Origin of the sequence: Aliiruegeria sabulilitoris (assembly GCF_001558155.1) — a bacterium.
Taxonomy (GTDB): Bacteria; Pseudomonadota; Alphaproteobacteria; order Rhodobacterales; family Rhodobacteraceae; genus Tropicimonas; species Tropicimonas sabulilitoris.
Genome location: NZ_LOAS01000012.1, coordinates 49,647 through 62,229 on the forward strand (window position 1 = coordinate 49,647; position 12,583 = coordinate 62,229).

Annotated in this window: 12 protein-coding genes and 1 pseudogene; 7 read left to right on the forward strand and 6 right to left on the reverse strand. The window is 62.3% G+C overall.

Annotated elements, in window-relative coordinates; genetic code table 11:
- Positions 1-27: 27 nt before the first annotated feature.
- Both AX756_RS26790 and AX756_RS12615 read right to left on the reverse strand, forming a co-directional pair.
- Positions 28-159 (reverse strand): annotated as a pseudogene (locus tag AX756_RS26790) (LacI family DNA-binding transcriptional regulator); the annotation flags it as partial.
- 506 nt (positions 160-665) lie between these two features.
- Complete coding sequence (locus AX756_RS12615) at positions 666-1,358, reverse strand: GntR family transcriptional regulator (protein WP_068311737.1); 693 nt, start codon at positions 1,356-1,358, stop codon at positions 666-668.
- A gap of 101 nt (positions 1,359-1,459) precedes the next feature.
- On the opposite strand from AX756_RS12615, the gene uxaC reads away from it, so the two are divergent.
- From uxaC to AX756_RS12650, 7 genes are all read left to right on the forward strand, one after another.
- Positions 1,460-2,866, forward strand: a complete 1,407-nt coding sequence (gene uxaC / locus AX756_RS12620; RefSeq protein WP_068311741.1) for a glucuronate isomerase — start codon at positions 1,460-1,462, stop codon at positions 2,864-2,866.
- 27 nt (positions 2,867-2,893) lie between these two features.
- Complete coding sequence (locus AX756_RS12625) at positions 2,894-3,868, forward strand: TRAP transporter substrate-binding protein (RefSeq protein WP_068311744.1); 975 nt, start codon at positions 2,894-2,896, stop codon at positions 3,866-3,868.
- Positions 3,869-3,927: 59 nt separating this feature from the next.
- Positions 3,928-4,494: a TRAP transporter small permease gene (locus AX756_RS12630; protein ID WP_068311747.1), complete on the forward strand. Its 567-nt coding sequence runs from the start codon at positions 3,928-3,930 to the stop codon at positions 4,492-4,494.
- Positions 4,494-5,774 carry a TRAP transporter large permease gene (locus tag AX756_RS12635; protein ID WP_068311749.1) on the forward strand — a complete coding sequence of 427 codons (1,281 nt, stop codon included), beginning with the start codon at positions 4,494-4,496 and terminating at the stop codon, positions 5,772-5,774. The genes AX756_RS12630 and AX756_RS12635 overlap by 1 nt, the downstream gene beginning before the upstream one ends.
- 10 nt (positions 5,775-5,784) lie before the next feature.
- Positions 5,785-6,096, forward strand: a complete 312-nt coding sequence (locus AX756_RS12640) for a cupin domain-containing protein (protein ID WP_068311753.1) — start codon at positions 5,785-5,787, stop codon at positions 6,094-6,096.
- Between the two features lie 14 nt (positions 6,097-6,110).
- Positions 6,111-6,935, forward strand: coding sequence for a 5-dehydro-4-deoxy-D-glucuronate isomerase (kduI, locus tag AX756_RS12645; protein WP_068311756.1), 825 nt, complete (start codon positions 6,111-6,113; stop codon positions 6,933-6,935).
- 194 nt (positions 6,936-7,129) lie between these two features.
- Positions 7,130-7,837 carry a FadR/GntR family transcriptional regulator gene (locus AX756_RS12650; protein ID WP_068311759.1) on the forward strand — a complete coding sequence of 236 codons (708 nt, stop codon included), beginning with the start codon at positions 7,130-7,132 and terminating at the stop codon, positions 7,835-7,837.
- A gap of 48 nt (positions 7,838-7,885) precedes the next feature.
- On the opposite strand, the gene AX756_RS12655 is transcribed toward AX756_RS12650, so the two are convergent.
- The 4 genes from AX756_RS12655 to AX756_RS12670 form a co-directional block, all read right to left on the reverse strand.
- On the reverse strand, positions 7,886-9,343 hold the full coding sequence (locus AX756_RS12655) for a tagaturonate reductase (RefSeq protein WP_231701055.1): 1,458 nt from the start codon (positions 9,341-9,343) through the stop codon (positions 7,886-7,888).
- Positions 9,344-9,384: 41 nt separating this feature from the next.
- Positions 9,385-10,914, reverse strand: coding sequence for a UxaA family hydrolase (locus AX756_RS12660; protein WP_068311762.1), 1,530 nt, complete (start codon positions 10,912-10,914; stop codon positions 9,385-9,387).
- A 365-nt stretch (positions 10,915-11,279) separates the two neighbouring features.
- Positions 11,280-12,167, reverse strand: a complete 888-nt coding sequence (locus AX756_RS12665) for a polysaccharide deacetylase family protein (RefSeq protein WP_068311765.1) — start codon at positions 12,165-12,167, stop codon at positions 11,280-11,282.
- Positions 12,164-12,583, reverse strand: coding sequence for a nuclear transport factor 2 family protein (locus AX756_RS12670; protein WP_068311768.1), 420 nt, complete (start codon positions 12,581-12,583; stop codon positions 12,164-12,166). Before AX756_RS12670 ends, AX756_RS12665 begins: the two co-directional genes overlap by 4 nt.

Genomic DNA, 12,583 nt, shown 5'->3' on the forward strand with positions numbered 1-12,583 from the left:
ACGACCCGGCCCACCGGGGCGATACCCAACTTCGCGGATCTTCTCGCTGACGAGCTTGCGCGTTTCTTCCGACACGCGCCCCTTGCCCGAAAGAACATTCGAGACGGTCGCCGTGGACACGCCGAGTTCCTTTGCGATTTCTTTCAGTTTCGGCTGCATGAAGACGCGCGGTGTTGCTGCTTTGGAAGATGAAAAATCGTTTAATCACCGTAAATCCTCCGTTCAATGAGTCAACCTCGGGTGTTCCATGTCCAAATGATGAATGTCGCAGGACGCCCCAGGAGTAGGGAGGATTTTCTACATATTTTCAGTTCGATAGGGCTTTCGTCGAGAGGCGGCATGTGTCGATCCAACAAGGAACAAGTTTGGGGGATCTCGGGTTTGCGAGGCGATTGGGCAGCCCGTGGCGGACCTGCCCAACGGCTGGGCATTCAATAATGAGCCGTTACGGAGGGAATGGTTTCTGACGGATTCGGGCGAGCGCTACCCGGGCGCGGGTGTTCGGCGCATTCCCGGTGGATCTCGTGCCACGCTTGTGCGGAAGGTCTCGGAAGAGGTGGTGAAGCCCTTGGACCGGCGGCACCCATCCGTCCGGAAGCACAACCCGCCCCGGTCGGTCCCAAGTCGGGTTCCGCCGACGAGGCCATTGCTGTTGCGCGCCTGGGTCAGATCGAGAAGTAGCTGGGATTTTCCGTCTGGATCCGTCCGATCTCGTCCACGAGACGTGACAGGTGATGACGCATCCGTCTTTCACATTCCTCCGAGTCGCGGTCCTCAAGAGCCTTCACGATTCTCAAGTGTTCCTCGAGCGTCTTTTCGAGGTTGAACGACAGGGACAGAAGTCGCGCGCGGTCGAGATGCGCCTTGTTCTCGCTGATGATCTGCCACGCGAATGGATTGCCTGAGATCACGCAGATCTCCTGATGGAACCGGTCATCCAAGGCATGAAACCGCGACTTTTCGTCATTGCGCACAGCTTCGCCTTGCTGGTCGAGGGTCGCGCGCAAGCGCTGCAAGTCCGCGTCTGAGACACTCCTGCTGGCGGCTTTTATGGTCTCCACTTCCATGGCCGTCCGCACAAACCGGGCCTGCAGGACACGTTCGATGGAGATCGGGCTCACGCTCGTTGCGCGCTGCGGCTGGATATCGACGAAGCCCTGCTGCGCCAGGCGAAAGAAGGCGTCTCTCACCGGTTGCCGAGACACGCCGACGGCCCGCGCGACGTCCAGTTCCGACATGCGCGTTCCGGGCGGGAGCGAAAGGTCCACGATCTGGGCGTGAAGTGTCGCGTACACCTGATCCGAAACTCTGGGACGCGACACCGGAGCGAGCGACAAAAGGTTCGGCTTGAAGGGCATTGGCAGACACCGCGGTTGACTGGCCTGAGTGACTAACATATTAGCAGACTAGTCATCAACACTTGTCTGCTAACGCGGATTCGCAGGGAGGCCATTCAACCATGCCCGAACTTGACAAGTTCCGACTGTTTCCGACCGAACCATCAGTGCGAAGCCTCTCAGCAGAGATCTACGCGACAGTCAAAGACCTGCCGATCGTCAGCCCGCATGGGCACACGGATCCGCGCTGGTATGCGGAGAACGAGGCCTTCCCCGATCCCGCGCAACTGTTTGTGACGCCGGATCACTACGTGTTCCGGATGCTGTTTTCGCAGGGCGTCTCGCTCGATGCGCTGGGCGTGCCGCGTGCAGACGGTACCCGGGTCGAGACGGATGGCCGGAAGATCTGGCGCCTCTTCGCCGAGAACTATCACCTGTTTCGCGGAACGCCTTCGCGGATGTGGCTGGACCATTCCTTCCGCGAGGTCTTCGGCCTGACCGGCAGGTTCGGTCCTGACACCGCAGATGCCTTCTATGACCACATCTCGGATTGCCTGGCAAAACCGGAATTCCGCCCCCGCGCCCTGTTCGACCGTTTTGGCATCGAGGCCATCGCGACCACGGAAAGCCCGCTCGACGATCTGCGCTGGCACAGGATGATCCGCGACAGTGACTGGAACGGCAACGTGGTGACCGCATACCGGCCCGACCCGGTCGTGGATCCCGAGTTCGAGGGATTTGCGGAAAATATCGAGAAGTTCGGCGCGCTCGCCGGCACCGACGCCACCACTTGGGACGGATACCTTGAAGCGCACCGCATTCGTCGGGCGTATTTCAAGGAGTTCGGCGCCACCTCCTCGGATCATGGTCACGCAACAGCGCGGACCGAGAATCTCCCCCGATCCGAGGCGGTGGCGCTGTTCGAAAAAGCCCTGAAGGGGACGTGCACGCCCGAGGAGGCCGATGCCTTCCGCGGTCACATGTTGACCGAGATGGCGCGCATGAGCCTCGAAGACGGGCTGGTGCTGCAGATCCACCCAGGCTCGCGGCGCAACCACTCCGCGCCGATGATGGCCCGGTTCGGGCGCGACAAGGGTTTCGACATTCCCGGTCGCACGGATTACGTGGCAGCGCTCAAACCGATGCTCGACGCGGTCGGCACCGAACCGAACCTCACGATCATCCTCTTCACGCTGGACGAGACGACCTATGCACGCGAGCTTGCGCCGCTGGCCGGTGTCTATCCTGCGCTTCGCCTCGGCCCGGCATGGTGGTTCCATGACAGTGCCGAGGGAATGCGACGCTTCCGGGAAATGACGACGGAGACGGCCGGTTTCTACAACACGGTCGGCTTCAACGACGATACCCGTGCCTTCTGTTCCATCCCCGCACGGCACGACGTGGCGCGGCGGGTGGACAGCGCCTTTCTCGCCACGCTGGTCCGCACCGGACGGCTTGCCGAAGACGAGGCTTTCGAGGTCGCCCAGGACCTCACCTACAGGCTTGTCAAACAGGCCTACAAACTCTGAAGAGCAACCCAAAGGGAGGAATCCACAATGCTCAAGACCGTTAGCGCCGCCTTGCTGGCGAGCGTCGCGATGGCTTCGGCCTCTGTCGCGTGCGAAATCACGCTCAAGGCATCCGACACCCATCCGGACGGCTATCCGACCGTCGAAGGCGTCAAGGCCATGGGCAAGATGCTGGAAGAGAAATCCGAAGGCCGGATCTGCATCGAGATGTTCCACTCCGCCCAGCTTGGCGAGGAAAAGGACACGATCGAGCAGACCCAGTTCGGTGTCATCGACCTGAACCGCGTCTCCTTCGGGCCGTTCAACAACATCATCCCCGAAAGCCAGATCCCGTCGCTTCCCTATATCTTCCGCTCGGTCGATCACATGCACAAGGTGATGGACGGCGAGATCGGCGCAGAGATCCTCGGCACCTTCGCCAATCACGACCTGATCGCGCTGACCTCCTATGACGCCGGTTCGCGCAGCTTCTACAACAGCCAGAAGCCGATCACCTCGCTGGAAGACCTGTCCGGCATGAAGTTCCGCGTCATGCAGTCGGACCTCTTCGTCGACATGGTCGGCGCGCTTGGCGCCAACGCCACGCCGATGCCCTATGGCGAGGTTTACAGCTCGATCCAGACCGGTGTCATCGACGGTGCCGAGAACAACTGGCCGTCCTACGAGTCCTCCGGTCACTTCGAGGTTGCCGGCTACTACACGCTGGACCAGCACCTGATGGTGCCGGAAGTCCTGGTGATGTCGAAGGTGTCCTGGGAGAAACTCTCCGAGGAAGACCAGAAGCTGGTGATGGAAGCGGCCAAGGAATCCACCGCCGTTCAGCGCAAGCTCTGGGCCGATCGCGAAGCCGCCTCCGAGGAGAAGGTCCGCGCCGCCGGCAACGAGATCATCACCGATATCGACAAGACGCCGTTCATCGAGGCCATGGCCCCGGTCTACGAGAAATACGTCACCGACGAGAAACTGAAGGATCTCGTCGCCCGTATCCAAGCGGTGGAATGAGATAAAATCGGTCGCGGCGGTCACTTCGACCGCCGCTTCTTCGACTGCAGGAGAATGGAATGCAGGAATTCATGCGTTCCGTGGCGAGAGTCACGGGCATTTTAGGTCGTGTTGCGCTCTATGTTTCCGGAGCCGGGCTGGTCATCATGACCGCGATGATCGCCGCCCAGGTTTTCTGGCGTTATGTCCTAAATGACAGCATCATCTGGACCGAGCCGGGCTCCGTCATGGTGATGGGTTGGTTCATCTTCCTTGGTGCCGCCGTGGGTGTGCGTGAAGGCTATCACCTCTCATTCGATGTGCTGTTGATGGTCCTGCCGATGCGCGTGAAGGTCTGGCTCTATTCGATCTCCGATTGCGTCGTCGTCGCCTTCGGGTTCGGCATGATCTGGTACGGCAGCCAGCTCATCGAAAAGACCGCCGGTAACACGATCCCCTCGCTCGGCCTCTCGGGCGCGTTCGACTTTCTGCCGCTGGTCGGCGGGGGCTTCCTGCTGATCATCTTCTCGATCGAACGGCTTGCCCGTCGCGCCGCCGGTATGCCCACCGCCCGCTTCGGAGAGACGATCGACGAGGACGAACTGAATGGCCTCGTGCCAGCCAACCGAATTGAGGAGAAAGGCTGATGGAATACTGGATCCTCTTCGGCACCTTTGTTTTCCTGCTGTTTATCGGCACGCCTATTGCCTTCTGTCTTGGTTTGGCGTCCTTCGCGACCGTCGTCTATCTCGACCTGCCGCCGGTCGTGATCTTCCAGCGCCTGAACTCCGGCGTCTCGGTCTTCGCCCTGATGGCGATCCCCTTCTTCATCTATGCCGGCGAGCTGATGGTACGCGGCGACATCGCCCGAAGGCTCGTGGCGCTCGCAGGCTCGATGGTGGGCCACTTCAAGGGTGGCCTCGGGCAGGTGAATATCCTGACCTCGGTCATGTTCGGCGGTATCTCCGGATCCGCGGCAGCCGACACCTCCGCCATCGGCGGCATCATGATCGGCCAGATGGAAAAGCGCGGATATGACGTCGACTATGCCGTGGCGGTCACCGTCACCTCGTCGATGATCTCGCTGATGCTTCCGCCCTCGCACAACCTGATCATCTACTCGATCTCCGCGGGCGGCAAACTCTCCATCGCAGACCTTTTCACCGCCGGCATCATTCCGGGTTTCATCCTTGCCTGCTCGCTGATGCTGGCCGCCTGGGTCATGGCCCGCCGCCGCAACTACCCGACCGAGCCGTTCGAAGGCTGGGCCATGGTGGGGCGGCTATTCATAAACGCCCTGCCGGGGCTGATCCTGGTGGCAATCATCTTTGGCGGCGTGCGCTCCGGAATCTTCACCGCCTCCGAGTCCTCCTGTATCGCCGTTGTCTACGCGCTCTTCGCGACCTTCATCGCCTATCGCACCTTGTCCTGGCGCGCCTTCGTCGACGCCACGCTGGGCGCCGTCCGCACGACCGCGATGGTGCTGCTGGTGATTGGCTGTGCGGCGGGCTTCGGCTGGCTGCTCGCCTATCTGAGGATCCCCGCCGAACTGGTGGAGTTCATGCAGGGCATCTCCGACAACCCGGTCGTCATTCTGCTCCTGATCAACATCACCCTTCTGCTTCTCGGCACCTTCATGGACATGTCGCCGCTGATCGTCATCACGACGCCGATCTTCCTGCCGGTGGCTATGGCCTTCGGCGTGGACCCGGTGCATTTCGGGATCATCCTGATCCTGAACCTCGGGATCGGCCTTTGCACGCCGCCCGTCGGAACCGTACTCTTCGTGGGCTGTGCGGTTGGCAAGATCTCGATCTGGCAGGTGATGCGTTCCATCGGCCCCTTCTATGCCGCAGCGGTCTTCACGCTGTTGCTGGTAACCTTCATCCCGGCGCTGTCGCTCTGGCTGCCCGCCCTGTTCCGCTAAGGAGAGACCGATGCTTCAAGAATTCCCTGAAGTCGACGCCGGAAGCGGCGTGAAACGGCAGGTGCTGTCGGAGGCGCCGGAACTGATGGTCGTCGCCTTCACCTTTGCCGAGGGCGGCGAGGGTGCGCTGCACAGCCACCCGCATGTGCAGTCCACCTTCGTGCGATCCGGCCGGTTCCGGTTTTCCGTCGCCGGAAAGAGCTTCGAGGTCGGACCAGGCGACAGCTTCGTCATTCCCTCCAATGCCGAGCACGGCTGCATCTGCCTGACCGAAGGCCAGCTTATCGACACTTTCACCCCGCGCCGAGACGATTTCCTTTAGAAAAGGTCCTGAAAATGCTGACAGTAAAAACGCTCTACGCCACCGATCCCGAGACCGCCAAGGGGCTCGACACCGCGGGAATCCGCGACCGGTTTCACGTCGCGGATATGTTCGCAGACGGCGAGATTCGCCTGACCTACACGCATTACGACCGCATGATCGTTGGTGCTGCGGTGCCCGCAGGCAAGGCGCTGACGCTTGATGCGGTGGCCGAAACCGGCACCGAGACCTGGCTCGCCCGCCGCGAGGCCGGCATCCTGAACATCGGCGAGGCCGCCACCGTCACCGCCGGTGGGGAGAGCTACGAGCTGGCCCGGGGCGACATGCTCTATATCGGCCTCGGCGCAGGCCCCGTGACCTTCGCCGGCCAGGGGCGGTTCTACATCGTGTCCACCCCTGCGCATAGGGCCTACCCCACAACGCTGATCAAACCGGAGGACGCCAACGAGGTGAAGCTCGGTTCGGCGGAGACCGCGAACGACCGGACGATTTACCAGTTCATCCACGAGACAGGCGTCAAGTCCTGCCAGTTGGTGATGGGCTACACCAAGCTCCATGGCGGTTCGGTCTGGAACACCATGCCCGCGCATACCCACGATCGACGGATGGAGGCCTATCTCTATTTCGACGTGGCCGAGGGTCAGCGGGTTTTCCACCTCATGGGCGAGGCGCAGGAGACCCGCCATATCGTGATGGCGAGCGAGGAGGCCGTGCTCTCCCCGCCCTGGTCCATTCACTCCGGCGTCGGCACCGGCGCTTACACCTTCTGCTGGGCCATGGCAGGCGACAACATGGCCTTCACCGATATGGACATGCTCGCGGTGGCCGATCTCAAGTGACCTGCCGCTTGCCAGCCCGGTGAGCCGGGCGATGTCAGGAGAACAACGAGGCCGGGGTGGAATTCGCCCCGGCCTTTTGCTGTTTGGTTCCTGTCGGAGCGAGCCTGTGGGCGCTGCGAAAAATCATCCGATGTTTTCTTCCTTGCGACCGCGTTGTAGGGATTTCCTATTAGCCAGCATTGGAAGTCCGGCGCATGAGCAACAGCAAGGTGGATCTGGCGATTTCGCTGGTTCAGGAACTGATCCGGTCGGGGGAGCTGCGCCCGGGGGACCGGCTGCCGGTCGAAGCGGAACTTGCAGCCCAACTCGGCCTGTCCCGCAACTCGCTGCGGGAAGCGGTTCGCGCCATGCAGGCGATGCGGATCCTCGAGGCGCGCCAAGGCGACGGGACCTACATCTCGGATCTGGATCCGGCCCGGATGATCGAGACGCTGCGCTTCGCGGTGGACGTTTCGGGCCCGCAGGCGGTGATCTGGTTTCTCGAGATCCGGCGGATGATCGAGCTGCACATTGCCGGCATTGCCGCCGCGAAGCGGAGCGAAGCCGATCTGGAACGTCTGAATGCCTGCCACAGGGAGCTGTCCCAAGCGGCTTCATTCGATGCGATGATGGAGGCGGATACGCGGTTTCACGTGATCCTTGCGGAGATTGCCGGAAATCCGATCCTGACATCGCTTCTGGAGCTGGTGTCCGGGCCGACCGTTCGCGCGCGGGTCTGGCGGCAACAGGATCTCGCCGAGGTCTGCGCGGAACACGCGCGGGTGCTGGCCGGGATCGCCGCCCGCGATGTGGATGCCGCGAAACACGCGATGTGGACCCATATCAGCGGCGTTCTGGACTGGGTCGTGGCGCATCCGGAAGAGCTCGAAACTCCGAAATCTCCGCCTGGAAGCTCCATTTGAGCGATGGCCACCGCTGGATTGGACGGAAGCCACCGCTGATTGGGTCGATCAGTAATCCGCAAGGCGATCCAGCGTAAACGGCTCCCGCGTCAGGAAGGCAAAGGCCTCCACCGTGGCCGCCACGAGGCCGTCGCTGGCCAGCGACTCCCCCCAAAGGGTCGTGTCCGCAAGAAACGCCCGGACCATGCCGTCAACGCCATCGCTGGATTTCAGCGCGCCGATCTCCGCCATCCGTGCGACGACGTTCTCGGCATCCCGCGGAGGCAGGTCCGCATGGCCTTCGAACGCCCCTGTGTAGAAGGCAAGCCAGGCCGCCAGCGACAGGGTCATGCAGCGCGGCGGTTCTCCGGTCGCGGCCATGTGCGCCTTGAAACGCGGCAGGTTACGGGTGTGGAACTTGGCCAGACCGTTGAGCGAGATATCGTACCATCGATGCAGGATGAAGGGGTTGGCAAAACGGCGGAGCACCTCTTCGCAAAATGCCTTCAACTCTTCCGGCGGCAGCGACAGATGCGGCATGATCTCCTGTTCCAGCATGGTTTTCAGGAAAGCGTTCGCGGCCGGATTGTCCATCGCCTGCTTGACCGACACGGTGCCCGACAGCAACGCCAGCGGGCACAGGCCCGTATGGGCGCCGTTCAGAATGGCGACCTTGCGCTCCTTGTAGCCGGAGGCGTCCGGAACGATGATCGTGCCTTCGTCCTTCTCGGCCATCGGCAGCACCAGTTCGGGCTGGTCATCGCGCTTCTCGATGACGAGGAAATGGAACAGCTCGCCGGTGACCATCAGCGGGTCGTGATATCCGAGTTCTGCCTCAAGCGTTTCTACCTCGTCGCGCGGAAAGCCCGGCACGATACGGTCCACCAGCGTATTGTAGAACGCGTTCTCGGCCTTGAGCCACGCGATGAACACCTCCGGCAGGCCCCAGTCGGCGGCGTGCTGGTAGACGTATTTTTCCAACGTGTCGCCGTTCTTGTCGATCAGCTCGCAGGGCAGGAAGTGAAAGCCGGGAGCATCCGCGCCGCCGCAGGTTTCATAACGTTCCATCAGCAGGCGCGTGACCTTCGCCGGGAAGCTCGCGGGGGGCGTATCCTCCGGGCGGCAGGCGGCGTCATAGGCAATGCCGGCCTCTGTCGTGTTGGATATCACCGCGACGAAATCGGGGTTGCGGGCGAGCTTCAGCACCTCGTCCCATTGTTGCACGGCCGAAATCTCGCGGCTTACGGCGGCGATGGCGCGGGCGTCCGAGACGGGTGCGCCGTCGCTGCCCACGCCGCGGGAGAGAACGGTGTAGACGCCATCGCTGTCATTCAGAGAGACCGGAATGCCGCCGTCGATCGGACGCACAACGACGATTCCGTAATCGGTGCCGGCCTCCTCGTTCATGCGGTCGATCTTCCAGTCCATGAAGGCGCGTAGGAAGTTGCCTTCGCCGAATTGAATGATCCGTTCCGTCGGGCGCGGGCGGCCACCGAGATTGCTGGCGTTGATACGTTCCAGTGTCATGTTCTTCATCCTGTCTTTCGGTTCCTTTTGGCGGCGGCGGCTTACATCACCGCGCCGACTTGCCAGGGAACGAATTCATTGTCGCCGAGCCCGAGGGCTTCGGATTTGGATTTCTGGCCCGAAGCGACGGCAAGGATCATCTCCAGGATCTCCGCGCCCTTGTCCGCCAGGGACACGCCCTGAGAGAGGACATCGCCGCAGTTGATATCCATGTCGTCGGGCATCGCGGCAAAAAGCGCATCGTTGGTTGCAACCTTGATCGTCGGCGCGGGCTTGGAACCGTAGGCCGAGCCGCGTCCCGTGGTGAAGACGATCATATGCGCCCCGCCGGCGATCTGGCCGGTTCCGCAGACCGGGTCGTAGCCGGGCGTGTCCATGAAGACGAAGCCGGGCGCCGTCACCTGTTCGGCAAAACCGTAGACGGCCGTAAGTGGTGTCGCGCCGGCCTTGGCGACCGCGCCGAGGGATTTTTCGAGGATGGTGGTCAGCCCGCCCGCCTTGTTGCCGGGACTGGGGTTGTTGTCGAGGCTGCCCTTGTGGAGTTCGACGTAATTCTCCCACCAGTGGATCCGGTCGAGAAGTTTCTGCGCCACCTCCGGACTGGCCGCGCGCCGCAGCAGCAACTGCTCAGCGCCATAGATCTCCGGCGTCTCCGAGAGGATCGCGGTGGCGCCGAGACCGACCAGCAGGTCGGAGGTGACACCAAGCGCCGGATTGGCCGTGATACCCGAAAACCCGTCCGAGCCCCCGCATTGCAGGGCGATTTTCAGCTCCGACGCCGGGCAGGGCTCGCGCTGCGCCTTGTTCACCTCCGGCAGCAGCTCCTGAACCTTGGCCTTGATAGCCGCGATGGTCGCCCGCGTGCCGCCGGTTTCCTGAATGGTCAGGCCGTGAAAGCGGTCGGCCTGATGTTCGTCATAGACATGCTTCATATGGGCGATCTGCATCACTTCGCAGCCGAGGCCCACAAAGATCGCCGCGCCGACATTGGGGTGCGTGGCGTGGCCCCAGAGGACACGTTCGAGAAGATCGAAACCGGTGCCCTTGTTGTTCATCCCGCAGCCGCTGCCATGGGCGAAGGCTACCACGCCGTCCACGTTCTCATAAGCGTCCAGCGCCCCGGAGGCCGCCAGTTCCTGCGCAGCCATCCGGATGACGGAGGCGGAACAGTTCACCGTGGCACAGAGCGCGATGTAGTTGCGGGTGCCGACCTGCCCGTTGGCACGGCGGTAGCCGAGGAAGCTGCGCGCCTCCAACGCGGGGATGGCCGCCTTCGCCAGGTCCAGGTCGCATCCGATCTGGTAGTCCTGACCGTAGGAGGAGAAGGCACAGTTGTGGGAATGCACATGGGTTCCTGCGGCGATATCTTCGGTCGCCTTGCCGATGATCTGGCCGAATTTCAGGATGAAATCGCCGGCAGAGTGGTCCTGGCGGGCGATCTTGTGGCCGGCCTGGAGCGGTGCGCTCAGGGGTTTGCCGATGCCCAGCGGATCGTCGCCGGCCTTCGCCCCGTCGGGTAAAATGGCAATGGTATCCGTGTCATGCAGGACGATCGGGGCTCGCTTTGTCATCTGGCAGGCTTTCTCTTGGTTTTTCCGGCCATCGAGTCGGATGCTGCAACGCGGTTCAGCGATCTGGTGGCGGATATGCCGGTGCAGGATGCGTACGTCCCGGCTGCGGCCGGCGCTATTTGGCTCAGGGCGAGGGCAGGGGTGCAGAGATTAAACATCCTATGTATATGGCAAGGCCCTGCGCCAATATCAACGATATTCGACAAATGCTGGATGACATACGTCTATTCATCCTATCTCTGATCTTCGTAAAACGGGCCTGTGCCACGCGCGCACGGTCCGGATGGCCGCTGCCATGGTCCGGGCCCGGGTATACTGCCCATGTTGTCGTATTGCTTCACTGCCTTGACGGATCGGGTGCCTGGTCACGCGATCCGGTCTGAGAGCGTCGTGTGGCACAGGCGACTGATGTCCCGCGCGCGGGTGAACCAGATCTCGTCCCGATGGCGCGCGATATGCTCGAGCGCGCGGCGGAGTTGGCGCAGCCTGTAGGGCTGACCGACGATATAGGGGTGCAGTGCCACTCCCATCACCAGGGGTTGCGCCGCCGATTGCGCGAGCATCTCGTCGAAATTGTCGATGATCATGTCCGCGAAGGCCCCGGCGCCGTCCTTGCGGGCGATGATTGCGGGAATGTCGTTGGCTTCCTGCGGATAGGGAATCGACAGAAGACGCCCCGACCGAACCCGCATCCAGACAGGCTGGTCGTCCATGCACCAGTTGAGCGTGTAGGCATACCCCGCCTCGGCGAGCAGGTCCGGCGTTGCGGCGCTCTCTGCAATCCACGGGCTCAACCAGCCCTCCGGCGCCGTGCCCGTAGCGGTTCGGATGGTCTCGGTGGCCTCGGCGATCAGGCGCCTTTCATCGCCCTCGCAAAGCTCGCTCTGGCGCTCCGAATTGGTCCGCCCATGTCCGGCCACCTCGTCGCCACGGGCGTGGAAGGCGGCCATGAGCTCCGGGGCGTAATCGTACATCGCGCTGTTGGCGAGGACGGTTGCGGGCAGATCGAGCGCGTCCAGTTGCGCCAAAAGACGCCAGGCCCCGACACGGTTCCCGTAATCGCGCCATGCGTAGTTGAGCACGTCCGGTTGCGGTCCACCTGGCGCGAGTTCGGCGCCAAGCCCCTCTCCAAAGGCGAAATGTTCGAGATTCACGCCGAAATAGACCGCAAGCCGTTTGCCCTCCGGCCAGCAGAAGGGTTGGCGCAAGGTAATCGGAACATAGTCGAAGCGGCCATGTCCGGGTACTTTCACAGTGGCGCCTCGGCCAGGCCGTGACCGGCGAGCAGGATTTCGGCCGAGTCGTTCCAGACCTGCGTCTCCACGATCTTGCCATCCCGAAGGGTGAAGATGTCGATATAGCGGTTGGTTTCAAAGGGAGACCCGTCGGGCCACTCTCCGTACAGATAGCCGGTATTGTAGACCCGGACCTCGCCGGTTTCGGCGTCGAGCGCGGCGTCCGTCCGCAGGAACCGCTTTTTCACCCATTTGTAGCGCTTTGCGTTGAAGGCGGCGCTTTCTGCCGGCGAGGCGAACCTGCGTCCGCCGGTGAATATGAGGGCGAAATCCTCGGTAACGAATTCCGCCGCACCCTCCGGATCTGGAACCATGGAAAGCTCGAGATAGCGTTCCACGATAGCCTTGGCCGCCGTGATTTTCTCTTCTGGCAT

Excerpts from the sequence above, each read along its gene's own strand:
- AX756_RS12615 (WP_068311737.1), bottom strand. The coding sequence starts at position 1,358 with ATGCCCTTCAAGCCGAACCTTTTGTCGCTCGCTCCGGTGTCGCGTCCC.
- uxaC (WP_068311741.1), top strand. The coding sequence starts at position 1,460 with ATGCCCGAACTTGACAAGTTCCGACTGTTTCCGACCGAACCATCAGTG.
- AX756_RS12625 (WP_068311744.1), top strand. The coding sequence starts at position 2,894 with ATGCTCAAGACCGTTAGCGCCGCCTTGCTGGCGAGCGTCGCGATGGCT.
- AX756_RS12630 (WP_068311747.1), top strand. The coding sequence starts at position 3,928 with ATGCAGGAATTCATGCGTTCCGTGGCGAGAGTCACGGGCATTTTAGGT.
- AX756_RS12635 (WP_068311749.1), top strand. The coding sequence starts at position 4,494 with ATGGAATACTGGATCCTCTTCGGCACCTTTGTTTTCCTGCTGTTTATC.
- AX756_RS12640 (WP_068311753.1), top strand. The coding sequence starts at position 5,785 with ATGCTTCAAGAATTCCCTGAAGTCGACGCCGGAAGCGGCGTGAAACGG.
- kduI (WP_068311756.1), top strand. The coding sequence starts at position 6,111 with ATGCTGACAGTAAAAACGCTCTACGCCACCGATCCCGAGACCGCCAAG.
- AX756_RS12650 (WP_068311759.1), top strand. The coding sequence starts at position 7,130 with ATGAGCAACAGCAAGGTGGATCTGGCGATTTCGCTGGTTCAGGAACTG.
- AX756_RS12655 (WP_231701055.1), bottom strand. The coding sequence starts at position 9,343 with ATGACACTGGAACGTATCAACGCCAGCAATCTCGGTGGCCGCCCGCGC.
- AX756_RS12660 (WP_068311762.1), bottom strand. The coding sequence starts at position 10,914 with ATGACAAAGCGAGCCCCGATCGTCCTGCATGACACGGATACCATTGCC.
- AX756_RS12670 (WP_068311768.1), bottom strand. The coding sequence starts at position 12,583 with ATGCCAGAAGAGAAAATCACGGCGGCCAAGGCTATCGTGGAACGCTAT.